This window comes from Nocardia sp. X0981 (assembly GCF_977089955.1).
In genome coordinates, this window is sequence record NZ_OZ372435.1 from 4591208 (window position 1) to 4606280 (window position 15073).

General features: G+C 67.8%; 16 protein-coding genes and 1 riboswitch. Of the genes, 10 read left to right on the top strand and 6 right to left on the bottom strand.

Annotated elements, in window-relative coordinates; all coding sequences use genetic code 11:
- Positions 1-4 precede the first annotated feature (4 nt).
- The gene (locus tag ACYR7D_RS20190; RefSeq protein ID WP_459546091.1) at positions 5-1141 is read right to left on the bottom strand and encodes an epoxide hydrolase family protein; all 1137 of its coding nucleotides are present in this window, start codon (positions 1139-1141) and stop codon (positions 5-7) included.
- A gap of 57 nt (positions 1142-1198) precedes the next feature.
- Here ACYR7D_RS20190 and ACYR7D_RS20195 point away from each other — a divergent pair, with 57 nt between their 5' ends.
- Both ACYR7D_RS20195 and ACYR7D_RS20200 read left to right on the top strand, forming a co-directional pair.
- Positions 1199-2182, top strand: coding sequence for a helix-turn-helix transcriptional regulator (locus tag ACYR7D_RS20195; RefSeq protein WP_459546092.1), 984 nt, complete (start codon positions 1199-1201; stop codon positions 2180-2182).
- 248 nt (positions 2183-2430) lie between these two features.
- Positions 2431-3255: an SAM-dependent methyltransferase gene (locus tag ACYR7D_RS20200; protein ID WP_459546093.1), complete on the top strand. Its 825-nt coding sequence runs from the start codon at positions 2431-2433 to the stop codon at positions 3253-3255.
- 62 nt (positions 3256-3317) lie between these two features.
- Here ACYR7D_RS20200 and ACYR7D_RS20205 read toward each other — a convergent pair whose 3' ends face one another.
- The gene (locus tag ACYR7D_RS20205) at positions 3318-5051 is read right to left on the bottom strand and encodes a sensor histidine kinase (RefSeq protein WP_459546094.1); all 1734 of its coding nucleotides are present in this window, start codon (positions 5049-5051) and stop codon (positions 3318-3320) included.
- A 214-nt stretch (positions 5052-5265) separates the two neighbouring features.
- On the opposite strand from ACYR7D_RS20205, the gene ACYR7D_RS20210 reads away from it, so the two are divergent.
- From ACYR7D_RS20210 to ACYR7D_RS20220, 3 genes are read left to right on the top strand one after another with little or no spacing between them, the layout of a single operon-like run.
- Positions 5266-5718, top strand: a complete 453-nt coding sequence (locus tag ACYR7D_RS20210) for a pyridoxamine 5'-phosphate oxidase family protein (RefSeq protein ID WP_459546095.1) — start codon at positions 5266-5268, stop codon at positions 5716-5718.
- A complete protein-coding gene (locus ACYR7D_RS20215) occupies positions 5715-6716 on the top strand; it encodes an Acg family FMN-binding oxidoreductase (RefSeq protein WP_459546096.1) in 1002 nt (333 codons plus the stop codon). Before ACYR7D_RS20210 ends, ACYR7D_RS20215 begins: the two co-directional genes overlap by 4 nt.
- 4 nt (positions 6717-6720) lie before the next feature.
- Positions 6721-7089: a hypothetical protein gene (locus tag ACYR7D_RS20220; RefSeq protein WP_459546097.1), complete on the top strand. Its 369-nt coding sequence runs from the start codon at positions 6721-6723 to the stop codon at positions 7087-7089.
- 60 nt (positions 7090-7149) lie between these two features.
- On the opposite strand, the gene ACYR7D_RS20225 is transcribed toward ACYR7D_RS20220, so the two are convergent.
- Complete coding sequence (locus tag ACYR7D_RS20225) at positions 7150-8616, bottom strand: FAD/NAD(P)-binding protein (protein ID WP_459546098.1); 1467 nt, start codon at positions 8614-8616, stop codon at positions 7150-7152.
- Between the two features lie 710 nt (positions 8617-9326).
- On the opposite strand from ACYR7D_RS20225, the gene ACYR7D_RS20230 reads away from it, so the two are divergent.
- The 3 genes from ACYR7D_RS20230 (at position 9327) to ACYR7D_RS20240 (ending at position 11051) form a co-directional block, all read left to right on the top strand.
- Entirely contained in the window at positions 9327-9893 is a 567-nt protein-coding gene (locus ACYR7D_RS20230) for a helix-turn-helix transcriptional regulator (RefSeq protein WP_459546099.1), read from the top strand.
- A 56-nt stretch (positions 9894-9949) separates the two neighbouring features.
- Entirely contained in the window at positions 9950-10675 is a 726-nt protein-coding gene (locus ACYR7D_RS20235) for an MBL fold metallo-hydrolase (RefSeq protein WP_459546100.1), read from the top strand.
- A 172-nt stretch (positions 10676-10847) separates the two neighbouring features.
- Positions 10848-11051: a hypothetical protein gene (locus ACYR7D_RS20240; protein WP_459546101.1), complete on the top strand. Its 204-nt coding sequence runs from the start codon at positions 10848-10850 to the stop codon at positions 11049-11051.
- Positions 11052-11121: 70 nt separating this feature from the next.
- Here ACYR7D_RS20240 and ACYR7D_RS20245 read toward each other — a convergent pair whose 3' ends face one another.
- The gene (locus tag ACYR7D_RS20245) at positions 11122-11997 is read right to left on the bottom strand and encodes an SAM-dependent methyltransferase (RefSeq protein WP_459546102.1); all 876 of its coding nucleotides are present in this window, start codon (positions 11995-11997) and stop codon (positions 11122-11124) included.
- A gap of 202 nt (positions 11998-12199) precedes the next feature.
- Entirely contained in the window at positions 12200-12733 is a 534-nt protein-coding gene (locus ACYR7D_RS20250; protein ID WP_459546103.1) for a hypothetical protein, read from the bottom strand.
- Positions 12734-12931: 198 nt separating this feature from the next.
- On the opposite strand from ACYR7D_RS20250, the gene ACYR7D_RS20255 reads away from it, so the two are divergent.
- Both ACYR7D_RS20255 and ACYR7D_RS20260 read left to right on the top strand, forming a co-directional pair.
- Positions 12932-13402 carry a MarR family winged helix-turn-helix transcriptional regulator gene (locus ACYR7D_RS20255; protein WP_459546104.1) on the top strand — a complete coding sequence of 157 codons (471 nt, stop codon included), beginning with the start codon at positions 12932-12934 and terminating at the stop codon, positions 13400-13402.
- Positions 13403-13436: 34 nt separating this feature from the next.
- Entirely contained in the window at positions 13437-13841 is a 405-nt protein-coding gene (locus ACYR7D_RS20260; protein ID WP_459546105.1) for a DUF5313 family protein, read from the top strand.
- Between the two features lie 29 nt (positions 13842-13870).
- Here the strand turns inward: ACYR7D_RS20260 and ACYR7D_RS20265 are convergent, their stop codons facing one another.
- A complete protein-coding gene (locus ACYR7D_RS20265; protein WP_459546106.1) occupies positions 13871-14719 on the bottom strand; it encodes an LLM class F420-dependent oxidoreductase in 849 nt (282 codons plus the stop codon).
- A 168-nt stretch (positions 14720-14887) separates the two neighbouring features.
- Positions 14888-15044, top strand: a riboswitch (cobalamin riboswitch).
- Positions 15045-15073 lie beyond the last annotated feature (29 nt).

Genomic DNA, 15073 nt, shown 5'->3' on the forward strand with positions numbered 1-15073 from the left:
GCGGTCAGCGGCGGCCGGCGAAGAACGCGCGGATATCACCGGCGAGCACCTCGGGCACTTCGAGGGCGGCGAAATGCCCTCCTTCGGGGAAGCGACTCCAGTGGACGATGTTGTCGTTATCCCGTTCGGCGAAAGCGCGGATGGTTTGGAAATCGTCGGCGAATACGGCTACTCCGGTGGGTGCGTGGTTGATACGCGGTTCGGTGGGCAGTTGCGCGTTCTCCCAGTAGGCGCGGCTCATACCGGCCGCCGCGTTGGTGAACCAGGTGATACCGACCGCGGCGAGGATCTTCTCGAGCGGCACTCGGGAAGTACCGTTGCCGAACGATTCGAACAGTTCGCTGTAGGCGAGCAGGCCGACGGGGGAATCGCTGAGGGCCGCTCCGATGGTCTGCGGGCGGGCGGCGTTCATGGCGTTGTAGCCGCCGACTTTCTGGAACCACTGCATATGCTCGAGACCGGCGTAATCGGCGGGTTCCAGTTTCTCGAACTCCGCGGGATCCCCGGAGGGGAACGAGAACAATTGCAGGACATGCAGGCCGAGGAAGCCGGCCGGTTCGAGTAGCCCGAGTTCGCGGGCGATCATGGCGCCCTGGTCGGAGCCGTGGACACCGTAGCTGTCGTAACCGAGTCGGCGCATGAGGGTGTCGTAGGCGCGGGCGATACGAGGTATGGCCCATCCGGTATGGCGGACCGGCTGGGAGAACCCGAATCCGGGGGAGTCGGGAGCGACGATATGGAACGCGTCCTCGGCCCGGCCGCCGTATGCCACGGGGTCGACGAGCCGGTCGATCAGGTCGAGATAGTCCGCCGACGAGCCGGGGTAGGTGTGGGCCAGCAGCAGCGGTGTCGCCTGCGGGTGCGGCGAGGTGACGTGGATGAAATGGATCGGCTGGTCGTCGATTTCGGTGAGATGGTGCGGCAGCTCGTTGAGCTGCTTCTCGAAGGCGCGCCAGTCGAAACGCCGCCACTGGTCGACCGCGTGCCGCAGGTAGTGGTTCGGGGTGCCGGTGGTCCAATCGTCCGCGGGGGCGGCCTGGGGGAGGCGGGTTCGGGAGAGCCGCTGGTCGAGATCGTCGAGCGCTTCTTGCGGGATCTCGATGTGGAAGGGGCGGATGCTGTCCGGCGTCGTGCTGTTCATACCGGAGACGGTAATAGCATAATAGGAAAGATCATTTCCTATTATCGGGAGGAATTCGTGCCGGATCCGGCGGCCCGTCTGCTCACCTTGCTGGGCCTGTTGCAGAGCAGGCCGGTATGGTCGGGAACAGAGCTCGCCGAGCGGCTGGGCGTATCCTCGCGAACGATTCGGAACGACATCGAACGCCTGCGGTCGCTGGACTATCCGATCGAGGCGATCCATGGCCGGGACGGGGGTTACCGGCTCGGCGCCGGCGGTCGCCTACCACCCTTGCTGCTCGATGACGACGAGGCCGTGGCAGTGGCGATCGGGCTGCGCTCGGTATCCGCCGTACCGGGAATCGAGGCCGCCGGGGGCCGAGCGCTGACCAAGCTCGAACAAGTCCTGCCGTCCCGGCTGCGCCCGACCGTCGACGCCCTGTCGCGTGCGATCGACCACGCGCCGGAGAACACCGGCACCGACGCCCCGGATCCGGAAGTCGACGCGAAGGTGCTGCGCGCGATCGCCACCGCGGTACGGGCCGGCGAATGGTTCCGGTTCGATTACGACGGTGAGCCGCGCCTGGCCGAACCGTACCGCCTCCTCGCCTGGCAGCGTCGCTGGTATCTGGTCGCCCGCGACCCGCGGACGGGCGGCTGGGACGTCTACCGTGCCGACCGTCTCCACCCACGGATGCGCACCGGTCGTCGTTTCCGGCCCGTACCCGTCCCCGGCGGGGATTTCACCGCGTTCGCCATGCGGCAGATCGCGGTATCCGGCTGGAATGTGCACGCGCGGTTGCGTATCGACGCGCCCGCCGCGGAGGTCTTGAACCGCATCAACCCCACGGTCGGGATCGTCGAAGCCCTCGACGAGCACACCAGTGTGCTGGTGACCGGCGCCGATACCCTCCAGACCATTGCCGCCTATATCGGCATGCTGGGCCTCGACTTCACCGTCGAGAGCCCCGGTGAACTCCGTGAGCATCTGCGACGGCTCGCCACCCGGTACCACCATGCCGCCGCCCTGCCGCCGGACCGAGCCGCTCCGTGTGACCGGTGAGCCGGATCGAGCCCGGCCGGAGCCGTCGATCGAATCACTTCCGGCGGTTCCCACGTCAGCCGGGAGCGACGGCCGGGCCGGATCGAGATACCGGTTCGACCGCGGAGGGACGGGTGGTGAGCGGCAGGAGGTCGATCGTACAGGGCCCCCATCTCGCAGCCGTTGTCCGTGAATTCCCGGTAGCGGCCCGCCGGGCCGTGCCGAATCCTCTACGATCCGTATCACCGAGATCGGAAGGGGGTTTCGAGGTGGCCGACGAGATCGCAGGGGTGGACCCCTCCACGCCGAGTATCGCCCGTGTCTACGACTATCTGCTCGGTGGGCGGGACAACTACGAGTCCGACCGCAGGATAGGCGAATACTTCATTCATGACCTGCCCGGTTCGGTGAGCATCGCCCACGCCAACCGGCAAGCGCTCATCCGCGCCGTGGCCGGTATCGCCGCCGACGGCATCGGCCGGTTCATCGATATCGGTAGCGGACTGCCCACCGCCGACAATGTCCATCAGGTGGCCCAGCGCCACGATCCGGACGCGCGCGTGGTCTATGTGGACAACGACCCGATCGTCCTCGCCCACGGCCGGGCCCTGCTCGAAACCGACGACCACACCGCGGTCGTCCGGGCCGATCTGCGCGAGCCGGAGCAGATCCTGCAGGCACCGGCCGTGCGGCGCCTCATCGGATTCGACGAGCCGATCGGCCTGATATTCAGTGCGATCCTGCACCACATCAACGACGACGAAAAGCCGCGTGAGCTGGTGCGCTGGTGGGTCGATCGGCTACCCGCCGGCAGCCGGGTCTACATCTCCCACTTCCGTTCCGGCGACAACGCCGAAACCCGGGCCGCCGAACGGAAACTCCAGGAGACCTTCGGGCGTGGGCGCTGGCGCACCGACACCGAAATCCTCGAGCTTTTCGGGGACGACCTCGAAATACTGCCCCCGGGCCTGGCGTACTGTTCGCAGTGGCGACCGAGCCCACCTGCCGAGGGGGTGCCCACGATCGGTACCGAACATCGCGAGCCGACCGTCTGGGAACAACTCATCGCCTGCGCATTGGCCCGCAAACCGTAACCTGGACCGACCCATCGGTGACGACCCGAAAGCCGAATCCAGTGGCCGGGCGGTCTCGGATATCAGGGCAGCGGGGCGCTCCAGTACAGGCGGGTACCGCCATGGGGACCGCGGCCGAGCTCGCATCGGCCGCCTGCGCGCCGGGCGCGCGTAACCATATTGTCCAGCCCGCTACGGCGGGCGTTCTCCGGTGCGAGTCCCACGCCGTCGTCGACGACCTCGAGCGCGACCTCGTCATCGATACGCAGTTCGACGGAGAGCACGGTGGCGTGGGCGTGCCGGACCACATTGCTGACCGCCTCGCGTAAGACGGCCTCCAGATCATCGGACAGCGGCGGCGCGAGTACGGTCACCGGACCGGTGAGCCGGATGGTGGTCCGCAGATCGGTCTCGGCTGTCAGTTCGGCGACGATATCGTGCAGACGTCTGCGGTATCCGGCCGATTCGGTGACGGTGGTGTTGTGCAGGTCGAAAATCGAGTGCCGGATCTCCTGCATGATGGATTGCAGGTCTTCGATGGTCGCGCCGAGCCGCGCTCTCACCTCGTCGCCGCGTGCGCGTTGCAGGGTGCCCTGCAGACCCAGGCCCAGCGCGAAGAGGCGCTGAATAACGTGATCGTGCAGGTCGCGGGCGATCCGGTCGCGGTCGGCGAGCACATCGAGCTCCCGCATCCGGTGCTGGGTCTGCGAAAGCCGGAAGGCGAGGGCCGCCTGAGTGGCGATCACGGTCATCATGGCCTGTACAGCGGGATCGAGGGGCTCGCTTCCGGCGGGCTGTACGGTGGCCAGGACCCCGATGATGGTGTCCTCGGCGCGCAGCGGCAGGACGAGCGCCGGCCCGAAACATGCGGTCGGCGCTACATCGGTGGAAAGCCGGTCGACGGTGACCGTGTGACCGTGCCGGAATGCCCGGCCCGAATGGGAACCGTGCAGGGGGAGCCGCCGGGCACGTAACTCGTGCGCTCGCTCACCCGAGACGGCGGCGATGGTCAGCTCACGTACCTCCTCACCCGGGAGGTCCGGATCCTCGGGTAAGGCCACGAACGTACAGGCGGCGCCGGTGAGTGTGCGGGCCCGATCGGTCACCAGATCCAGGATTTCCTCGGGTTCGCCTCCGGTGAGCAGTTCGGTGGCGACATCCCGGGTCGCCTCCAGCCAGTGCTGGCGCATCCGGGACCGCTCGTAGAGGCGGGCGTTCTCGATGGCGATCCCGGCGGCCGCGGCCAGGGCCCGGACGACGATCTCGTCGTCATCGGTGAATTCCTGGGCTCCGATCTTCTCGGTCAGATAGAGGTTGCCGAAAACCTCGCCCCGCACCTGCACCGGAACTCCCAGGAAACTGTGCATGGGGGGATGGTGGGCGGGAAAACCCACGGACGCCGGATGATCCGAGATATTCGCCAGGCGGATCGGCTCGGGGTGCTGGATGAGCAGTCCCAGCACGCCGTGACCTCTCGGGAGGTGGCCGATCAGGAGCCGAGTCGGGTCGTCGATACCTTCGTGGACGAATTCGGCCAGCTCGCCGTTCGAGCTGTCGGTCCCGCACACGCCGAGCGCCCCGTAACCGGCGTCGACCAGTTCGATGGCGGTGTGGACGATGGATCTGAGGGTCTCGTCGAGGTCCAGACCCGCCGTGACCGACAGCATTGCCTCCATCAAGCGGTCCATGCGATCGCGGACATCGACGATCTGGGCGATGCGGTCCTGCACCTCGTCCAGCAGTTCGTGCAACCGTAACTGGGACAGCGTCTCGGTCACCGGTGGCCGATCGCCTCGCGCGGACACCTGGCGTTCCATGGCCGACATTCTTCCATCGGCCCAGCGCCATCGCCACCGTAGTCGCAGCTCATAGGGCCAGCTATCGGTGATCTGCCCGCCGCCGCCTCGTGGACGAGTCCCGCTCGGGCAGAGGTCCTTGGGGCACCGTCACAAGGGCATTCGGCCCTGTCTCCGCGCTGTCCGAGGTGGTGTTGTAGGGGGCAGGCGCCGATCGAGAAAGCGGTGACATCCGATGACCGGATCCGAACTGCCCGCGAGTTACGGTGCGGGCCCGCGGCGAATCGTGCGGATAGAGCGCGCCGAGGCATTACGCCTGCTCGCGTCCGCACCCTTCGGCCGTATCGTCTTCACCGACGACGCGCTGCCCGCGGTGCGTCCGGTGAATCATCTGATCGGCGCCGGTGGGGTGGTCATCATCTGGACGCGACCGTTCGCGGGGCTGATGCCGGGGGAGCCCGGCCGGTCGGTGATCGTCGCCTATCAAGCCGACGATATCGACCCGGTGCGGCGAACGGGCTGGTCGGTGCTGATCACCGGTCCGGCGCGGGTGATCGGGGCCGGCGAGAACGCCGCCGAGTACGCGCGCCGGCTCGGCCCCTGGGGCGATTCCGAACGCGGTGTGGTGATCGGTATCGAACCCACACTCGTCTCCGGCACCAGGCTGACAGAGGAGGTGGCGGTGTGAACGAGCGGCCCGATGCGGAAACGGTGCGCACGGTGTTGCGGCGGGCGTGCCGGGCGCCGTCGTTGCACAACAGCCAACCGTGGCGCTGGCGCTGGGACGGGGCCACGCTGGGTTTGTTCGTCGATGCCGAGCGGATCCTGCCCGGCACCGACGCCTTGAACCGGCAGGGTGTTCTCGCCTGTGGCGGATTACTCGATCACGCCCGGGTGGCATGGGCGGCGGCCGGCTGGAAGGTACATATCGCACGCTTCCCGGAGCCACCCGTTCGTGCCCACCTGGCTACGCTCTCGTTCCCCGGCCGCCGCGACCCCTTCGAGATCGACCTGTTGTCCGCGGCCGCCATCGACGACCGGTACAGCGACCGGACACCGCTGGCCGCTCCCGAAGCCTGGCCGGAACTCGAGCCCGTACTCCAGAGCCTGTGCCGCCGCCGGGACACCGCTTTCCACGTCGTGGACGAAGACAGCCGGGCGGAACTGGACCGGCTCTCGCGCACGACCGCCCAGGTGCGCCGGCACGATCCGAGATATCAGTCGGAGCTGCTCTGGTGGACCGGGGGCGGTACCCACGGCGATGCGGGTATTCCGGCGGCCCGGCTGCCCGCCCCGGAGATATCCGGGCAGGTTCCGGCGAGTCGTTGTTTCCCGCCGGGATCGCTGGGTTCGGCCAGTACCGGGGATATGCGCGACGAAGCGGTGATCGTGGCCCTGTCCAGCCGTGACGACACCGCGGAATCGGTGCTGCTCTGCGGCGAGGCGCTCTCGGCGGTCCTGCTCGAGTGCACCGTGGCGGGCCTGGCCACCTGTGTACTCACCCACGTCACAGAACTGCCGTCGGCCCGCGCGAAGATCACCGAACTCGTCGGGAACCGGTTTCCGCAGCTGCTCGTCCGTGTCGGCCGGCCGCTCGGACCACCTCCGCCGCGCACCTCGCGGCGCGGTCCCGACGAAGTTCTCGAGATCGTTCCTGGCCGGCCCTCCGTAACCCCTTCACACTGAAACCGTGTCTTCCGAGGCGGTTCTGCCGCTGATCGCCGCCCACCGGCACGACGCGGTGATCTCCGATATGGACGGGGTGGATGCCGACGAGCTCGGTCTGCCGGGAAAGCCGGATCCGGCCGTCCGCCGGGAAGCGGCGTCCCGGCTGGGCAGCGTCGCGAACCGGACAGTGGTCGTCGAGGACGTCGAAGCCGGGGTGGCTGCGGGCAGGAACGGCGAGTTCGTCCTCGTCGTGGGTATCGACCGGAACAACCGGAGGCGACCGGTCGGGCAGATATCTGGACGCGATACGAACCACCCCGGCCGGGCCGCCACCGAAGCAGCACAACCGGCCGGCGTCACCGCGCCGGGACGGGTCACCATCGGCAGATGAGAGCCGGACACATCGAATGGTGAAGCGGGAACCCGCCCCGGTCCCGGCCCGGACGGCTGATCAGTGTGATGCGGTGAGGTGGCGGGCGAGCCGGGTCGCCTCGTGGGCGAGCCCGGTGGGGTCGGTCGCGATGAATGTCGAGGTGCTCGCGATATTGCCCTGTGCGTACCAGGTGGGATTGGGCCGGTCCGAGACCAGAAGCCTGCCGGTGCCGGGCTGGGTGGCCAGGCCCCCGAACGGATGCCATTGCGCGGAGGTGGACTTCAGAAGGGAACGCACCAGGTTCCCGGCCGCCGGGGGCACGGCGTAGGGCGGCGGGTTGATGGCATCGACCACCATGTCGGCGGTCCATTCGATGTCATCGGTCAGGGCGAATCCGCTGTGGGTGCGCGGCCGGATCTTCTGCAGACCCGGTCGCAGCCGTAGCTGACCGGAATCGAATGCGCGCAGCAGAATCTTCGCGTTGAGCGGCACCATGGGCGAACTCAGACAATTGATGGTGCGGAGGTGAGTGCTGCGCAACAGGGTCTTGTCCGGCTCGCGTAACAGCGGCCATATCGCCGGTACGACAGTCCGGATGGCCCGGCCGAGTAGTCGCCGGCCCTGATGCGGGTCCGTCACGGAGGACAGTTGACGTCGCAAACGTGGCACCGGCGCCTCGGTGTCGTTGCCGGCGACTTCTTCGCGCAGTGTCCGGAAATCTTGCCCCAGCACGGCCAGTTCCTGTTTCATCAGCTCGACCAGCAGGGTGAGCGTGGCCCGCCCCTGGTTCTCGTGTACTCGTCGCAGTGCGTAGTCGGGTGTCAGATAGCGCGGCACGTATTCGATGGGACGTTGCTGGACGGCGGGCAGGACACCGCTTCGGGACATCAGGGTGATCGGGCCGGTGTGTCCGTTCGAAAGCAGCCCGGTGACGATATCGACGGCGGTCAGTCCGCTGCCGAGGACGGCGATGTGCCGGTCCGCGGGAATCTCGGCCAGCGTCCGGCGCAGCGGGTACGGGTCGCGGATATACCCCGGCGTGCCGGCCAGTCCGTAGCTGTCGTGCGGCTGCCCGCCCCCGACGGACAGCACCGCGCGGTCCACCTGGAATGCGCCGCAGGTGGCGGTGTGCAGGGTGGCCCCGGTGTCTCGGGAGAACCGGTCGACCTCGGAATTCACCACGCTCACCCGGCATCCCTTCGCACGCAGACCGGCGACAGCGGTATGTGCGGTGTGTTCGAGATACTGGCCGTAGACGGCTCGCGGGACGATCGGTAGATCGAGTTCTTCATCGAGGTAGTCAGCGAGTTCGGGGCGTGCCTGCAACCAACGCAGGTAATGATCCAGGTCTCCGCCTCGGGCGGTCATGGCCATCGGCGGGGCATTGACTCGTACGGATTCCTGGTCGCACTGGTATGCGCGCCCGCGCCAGACGGCGGGTGAACTCTCGAATACCGTGATCTCTTCCACTTCGGTGCCCGAGCGGGCGAGCGCGTCGAGGAGGGCCACCGTGGCCATTCCCGCGCCGACTATTCCGATTCGCATGATCGTTCCCTTCTGCCGCGTCTCGGCGACTGCGTGCCGACCAGCTTTGCCGGTCGGCGGGTGGGATCCGATCCCTCGATCGGGGGTTGTTCCGGGGGCCTCCCTCGAATGGGGGATTGTCCGGATACTTCCGCACGGGAAGCATGGCGGTTATGGATACGTCCACCTCCGCTCCGGGAGGCAGTCTCCGTGCGGGCATCGATACGGCGCCCGACGCGACGAGCTTGTTCGCCGTGACGTCGGAGCGCCTGCGCCGCGTCATGCCTTTCGACGCGGCCGTATGGGTTGCCACGGACCCGATCAACGGATTGACCGCGGCCCCGGTGCGAATCGAAAACCTCCAGCGGGGTGGATGCGGCATCTACTGGGAATCGGAATTCCGCGCTGATGCTGTCAATCCTTTCCGGTCCTTGACGAATTCTCCGTTCCCGGCTGCCGGGCTGTGTGCGAGCACCGGTGATCGTCCTTCGTCGAGCCCGCTGTATCGGGACTTCATGCGGCCACGGGGCTTCGGAGACGAGCTGCGTGCTGTATTCCGGGTCGACGGTAGATCCTGGGGACAGCTGAGCCTGTTCCGCGAGTGCGGTCGAAAACCCTTCTGTGCCGAGGATTTGGCGGTTGCCGGCGCGTTGTCGAGTCCGATCGCGCAGCGGCTGCGTTCGTACGCCCGGAGCACGGAGTCACCGCGCCGACCCTCCGATACGCCCGGAATGCTGTTGTTCGACCGTCTGGGCAACCTGAGGTCGATCAACGAGGAGGCCCGCTGGTTCCTCGCCGATATGCCGCCGGGCCCTCGCGCGGCGACCTCGGCCGGTATCGCCCTGCCCCTGCCGGTGTGGATTCGGAGCACGGTGGCCCGTGCGCGCGAGACGCACGGTAACGCGCGAATCCGGATGCGCGCGCTCACCAGCGGGTGGCTGGTGTGTCATGCCTCGTACCTGAATACCGCCGATGGTATGGACGAGATGATCGCGATGACGATCGGGCCTGCGGCGGGATCGGAGATCGCCACACTGATCGTCGCCGCCTACGAACTGACACCCCGGGAACACGAAGTGACCGAACTGATCGCGCGCGGATTGTCCACAGCTGAGATCGCGAGCCGGTTGTTCCTGTCGCCGCATACGGTCCGGGACCATGTGAAGGCGGTTTTCGAGAAGGTTGCCGTAGGGACTCGGGGGGAGTTGGTCGCGAAGCTCTACACCGAGCATTACGAGCCGCTGGTGGCGCCCGAGGAGGCCCGGGTCCGCCGTCTGCGGCGGACCCGGGCCGGCTGAGCGTCCGGAAGCGACCGGTTTCCGGCACGACAGGGCGGATCGAATACCCTCCGGGTATGGCGGCGCGGTGGGAAGAGCTGGGGTGGGAGCGGCTCGCGGACGGGGTGGGACGGTGCCGGTTGCCGGTGTGGGACTGTACGTTCGGATTGATCATCGGAGACGATGGCGTGTTCGCGGTCGACGGCGGCTCGAGTCCGGGGGAGGGTGCCCGGATGCGGGAGCAGGCGGAGCGGCTGGCAGGCCGGCCGGTCACCGGTGTCGCGCTCACCCATTACCACTTCGACCATGTTTTCGGTGCGGTGGCGTTCACGCCCGCGCGGTTCTTCGCCGCTGCCGGCGCGCAGACGGTGTACCGGGACGGGCGCGACGAGATGCGGGCCGACGCGGTCCGCAACGGGCTCGACGCGGTCGTGGCCCGGGAGGCCGCCGACACCCTGGTGCGGCCCCAGGAGTACGTCCGGGATACGACCACGGTGGAGCTGAGCGCCGGCTGGGAGATCTCCTTGGTCGATGCCGGCCCGGGACATACCGGCCACGATCTCGCGGTCGTCGTGCCGGGCGATCCTGTCGTGGTGTTCTGCGGTGATCTCGTCGAGGAATCGGGCGAGCCGCAGGCCGGGCCCGACGCGATACCGTCACGCTGGCCCGCCGCGCTCGATCGGCTGCTCGAGCTGGGCGGGGAGGATGCCGTGTACGTGCCCGGTCACGGTGCGGTGGTGGATGCGGATTTCGTGCGGAGACAGCGGGACGCGCTGACGGCCCGCTTCGGTGTACACGAGTGAGGGGCCGGCGGTAGCGCGACCGCGGGAGAGGTTGGCGCACGGTACCTCTCGGATCGCGCCGGCCGGTTCACGTCCGCACGTGTACCGGCGCGATATGCGGGTATGCGGGGCACAGGAACTCGATGAACTCGGCTGCGTGTCATCGTTTCCGGTGGAACACCAGGAGGTTCTCATGCTCGCCGTTGCCGCCGCTGTAGCGTTCGGTCTCGCGCTCGTTTTCGATCTGGCGGATGCCACCCTCGGTGATGCCATCACCGGTGGCACCCTCGTCATCGTCGGATTGTTGTTGATCTCCCTGCATCTCGCGGGGTTCGGTACCGGCGCGCGCGTGGGTGCCGGCGGCCGCTCGTGGAAGTGGCGGCGCGTCCGCCGCTGAACCACACCCGGTCGCGCTGCGGGGACAACCGGGACCGGTGCGGGTGGTGTGAAAGGTGGGCCGGTGGGTGTCACCGCCGCAACGGCAGGGTGCGCACGAGGCCCGGCCCCGGCTTCCGGCCGAGACCTCCGAGGACGAGCTGTTCTTCGGGTGCCCCGGCTCGGGTGGGCGGGCCCTGCGGCCACCACTTGTCGAGTGGGGTCAGTCCCGGCTCCACCATGTCGAGCGAGTGGAAGAATTCGCGGATCCGCTCCGGGTTCCGGTACCGGGCGGGGCCCAGTCCTGTTTCCAGATGCGCGTATTCGAGTTGCCGGGCCAGCTCGTGCAGCTGCGGGTGCTCGGGGCCGGGATCGCAGTAGTGGGTGATCGCCACATACGATCCCGCGGGTAGCAGGTCGATGTACCGGCACACGACGCCGGCGGGATCGTCCTCCTCGCCGAGGTGATGCAGAACCGCGCCCAGGAGAACCGCGATCGGCTGCCGCATATCGAGGTGGTGCCCGGCGTTGTCCAGCGTTGCCGCGGCATCGGTGAGATCACCCGGGAGATAGCGGGTGTTCTCGTTGCGTTCCAGCATCGCTCGCCCGTGCGCCACGCACAACGGATCGTGATCGGTGTACACGACCTTCACCTCGCGGCGCCCGCACTCCTGGGCGACGATATGGAGCGGGTCGCGCGTGGGCATTCCGGCGCCGAGATCCAGAAACTGTTCGATGCCCGCGCTTTCGGCCAGCAGCCGGACGGCACGGGCGAGCCAGCGCCGGTTCGCACGGTGCACATCGCCTTGGCGTGGCGCTATCTGCCGGATCCGCTCGAACGCGTGCCGGTCCACCGCGTAGTTGTCCTTGCCGCCCAGGCTGTAGTCGTAGACACGAGGAATGCTGGGCCGGTCGGTGTCCGCGCCGACAGGCCGGACGCTGCTCGTTGCAGCGGTGTCGGTTATCATCGCGCCTCCGTTACATACCGGGCGGTCACCCTCTCACGAAGGTGTTCCCGAAGGTAACACGGCAACAGAATTTATGGCTATGTTGCGAGGTGGCGGGGTGCGGCGGCTGCTCCGCCGATCGCGGCCGGAGCCGCGTGGGTCATCGCGGCGCGGACCCCGGAGCTCGTCCGCCCCTCCTTCGGCCGGGCCTCCGGGCCGCGTCCTACGAAGCCCGCATACTCAGCGCGGGAGCGGAGTCGTGGCGCCGGAAGGTGGCCGGTGTTTCCACGTGTACCCAGCAGCCGCTCGCGCCCTCGCCCAGCGTGGCCAACGGCGGTGGCAGGAACGAAGGCGGAGCGAAGCGGACCTCGGTGCGCTGGGTCGCGGTGGTGACCACCGCTGTCTGTTCGGGGCCGCTCCATTCGCCGACCCACAACCCGCCCACGATCCATACCTGTGGCGTGGAGCCGTCGGCAAGAGTGATCGTCACTTCCTCGCCCACGTATTCGCCCCACGCCACCCACCAGCGGCCGGGGGCGGCGACACCGAGCGGTCCGGAAACGCCCACTGCCATATCCGCACGACCCAGCCACTGCCGCCACAGCAGCTCGTCCTCGCCGGCCTCGGTGAGGATCGCGCCTACCGGCCGCGGGTGGGTGACACGGAAGCAGTGGTCCGCGCCGCGCCACTGTAGCTGCATCCCCGACAGCGGTAAGACCCTCAGTTCGATATCCGACTCGTTCTTCTCGCCCGACATCCCGGCTCCTCATCTCTGTCCAGCTCCGCGCCTTCCCTGCGCGAGAGCGCCGACAAGAGCCGTCCTACCCCCGGGTTCCGTTACTAAACCGTGACAGCTCCGAGGGGGGTGGCCTGTGAGTTGACCCACTAATAGTTTGTGCATTAACTATTAGTGGGTACGGTTGTGCCGGCAGGGTGAGAGCGAGCGGAGAAAGTCATGAGCGTCCACATCGACGATCCCCTACGCCTCGAGCGGCAGGTGTGCTTCGCGCTGGCGGTTGCCAACCGTTCCGTACTCGCCGTCTACCGGCCGCTTCTGGAACCGCTGGGTCTGACCCATCCTCAATATCTGGTCATGCTGGCGCTCTGGGGGGATGCGCCGATGTCGGTCAAGGCCATCGCCGAGGCGGTCCAGCTCGATTCCGCCACCCTCTCACCGCTGCTCAAACGACTCGAAACCACCGGTCTCGTCACGCGTCGGCGCGATCCGGGTGACGAGCGCGCCCTGGTGGTCGACCTCACCGGCGCGGGCCGGCGCTTGCGGCAGCAGGCCGAAAGGATTCCCGCGGCCGTCGTCGAACGCCTGGGCGTGGGGCTCGCGGATCTCGAGGCGTTGCGGGAGATCCTGATCCGGGTGAACACCGCCGCCCGGCGCGCGGGGCCGGCCCGCACGGACGGCGAACCGTGAACCGTGCGGACGGCCGACCGCCGTGCACCGTGGTATGAGCTCGTACAAACAGGAGGATCCGGTGACCGAACGAACCCCGACGATCGGGCAGCGCGTCAGTTATATCTGCGGAGCGACGCTGCCGCCGTCCATGCGGCAATGGGTCCTGCGCGACCAGACGGGCCCGGGGGCCGCGCGCCGGTATCTGCTGCGCTTCCTCGTCCCGCCGATTCCGCTTCTCTGTCTGTTCCTTCTGGTGCCGGGACCATTGTGGGTGGGCCTCTCGATGGCCGGATTACTGTACCTTCCGCTGGCCTTCTTCACGATCGCGTTGATGTATGTGTACCGGCGCCACCTACTGGTCAAGCACGGTCTCGATCCCGCGCTGGCCACCGCCGACCGGCTCCGCCGGGCAGCCGAGGAACGCGCCGGTTACGAACTGCGCCACGGCCGCGGCTGAGGCGGTGGCGCGGGCCCGAGGGGCCGGGCTCACGAAGCGAGCCCGGAATCCCGGATGGCCTCGGCCAGCGGCTCCAGCACGGCCGGATCGTGCGGAGTGGGTAGATAGATGATCGCGAGTTCCAGGCCTTCGGCGCCCAGTGCGGCCGCCCAGTCGACGACCTCGCCGTAGCCGAGCCGCGGGTCCAGCCGCTTCTGCGCCGAGAGCGTGATCTCCGTGGGGTCGCGACCGATATCGGCGCAGTGTGCCGCCAGCACATCGCGCTTACGGGCGAATTCCGCGGTGGTTCCGGAAACGAAGTTCCAGTGCTGGGCGTAGCGGGCGGTGATGCGGAGGGTGCGTTTCTCACCGTTGCCGCCGATGCAGATCGGAGGGTGCGGACGCTGTGGGCCCTTGGGTTCGTTGCGGGCGGCGGCCAGTTGATAGAACTTGCCGTCGAAATCCGTCGTCTCCTGGCTCAACAGCCCGATGAGTACCTGGCAGGCCTCCTCGAACCGGTCGAGGCGTTCGGTGATACTCCCCAGCTCGATGCCGTAGGCGCCGGATTCCTCCTCGTTCCAGCCGGCGCCGATACCGAGTTCGAGGCGACCACCGGAGATGATGTCGAGGGTGGCGGCCATATTGGCCAGGACCGCGGGATGCCGGTAGTGCACCCCGGTCACCATCGTGCCGAGCCGTAAGCGTTCGGTGGCCTGTGCCAGGGCGGTCAGGGTGGTCCAGCCTTCCAGGCACGGGCCGGTGGAATCGGCGAAGATCGGATAGAAGTGGTCGAAGGTCCATCCGGATTCGTAGATATCGATATCGTCCGCGGCGCGCCAGACGGTCAACATATCGGCCCAGGTTGTTTCCTGCGGTGCAGTTTTGAACGCGAATCGCATATCGACAGGCTAGGAGTTGAAGTGCGCTCCAGATCAAGCCCGGCCTCGGCGTGTCCGGCGGGCTCGTTCGAGACGCCCGCCCGCCGATTCACGATCCGGCTGCGGCGGGCCGAGCGAAGAGTGAGACGGCCGTGCCGTTCGGGTGACCGGTTCGCCTCCGGCGTGACGGTCTGCCGGTAACGTTTGTTCCGGTGCAGGGAACACCGGTGGGAATCCGGGGCTGTCCCGCAACTGTCACCGAGGAGCGATCCGCCATGCGTGGCCACGACCTACCCGGGTCGGAAGGCCGGCGGGGATGCGTCGATCCGGGAGCCAGGACACCTGCGCCCACGGTAACGGGTGACACCCACGAGG

Bases quoted from the DNA above. Each gene is read 5' to 3' on its own strand.
- ACYR7D_RS20190 (WP_459546091.1), bottom strand. From the start codon at position 1,141: ATGAACAGCACGACGCCGGACAGCATCCGCCCCTTCCACATCGAGATC.
- ACYR7D_RS20205 (WP_459546094.1), bottom strand. From the start codon at position 5,051: ATGGAACGCCAGGTGTCCGCGCGAGGCGATCGGCCACCGGTGACCGAG.
- ACYR7D_RS20210 (WP_459546095.1), top strand. From the start codon at position 5,266: ATGACCGGATCCGAACTGCCCGCGAGTTACGGTGCGGGCCCGCGGCGA.
- ACYR7D_RS20225 (WP_459546098.1), bottom strand. From the start codon at position 8,616: ATGCGAATCGGAATAGTCGGCGCGGGAATGGCCACGGTGGCCCTCCTC.
- ACYR7D_RS20230 (WP_459546099.1), top strand. From the start codon at position 9,327: ATGCTGTTGTTCGACCGTCTGGGCAACCTGAGGTCGATCAACGAGGAG.
- ACYR7D_RS20235 (WP_459546100.1), top strand. From the start codon at position 9,950: ATGGCGGCGCGGTGGGAAGAGCTGGGGTGGGAGCGGCTCGCGGACGGG.
- ACYR7D_RS20240 (WP_459546101.1), top strand. From the start codon at position 10,848: ATGCTCGCCGTTGCCGCCGCTGTAGCGTTCGGTCTCGCGCTCGTTTTC.
- ACYR7D_RS20245 (WP_459546102.1), bottom strand. From the start codon at position 11,997: ATGATAACCGACACCGCTGCAACGAGCAGCGTCCGGCCTGTCGGCGCG.
- ACYR7D_RS20250 (WP_459546103.1), bottom strand. From the start codon at position 12,733: ATGTCGGGCGAGAAGAACGAGTCGGATATCGAACTGAGGGTCTTACCG.
- ACYR7D_RS20255 (WP_459546104.1), top strand. From the start codon at position 12,932: ATGAGCGTCCACATCGACGATCCCCTACGCCTCGAGCGGCAGGTGTGC.
- ACYR7D_RS20260 (WP_459546105.1), top strand. From the start codon at position 13,437: ATGAGCTCGTACAAACAGGAGGATCCGGTGACCGAACGAACCCCGACG.
- ACYR7D_RS20265 (WP_459546106.1), bottom strand. From the start codon at position 14,719: ATGCGATTCGCGTTCAAAACTGCACCGCAGGAAACAACCTGGGCCGAT.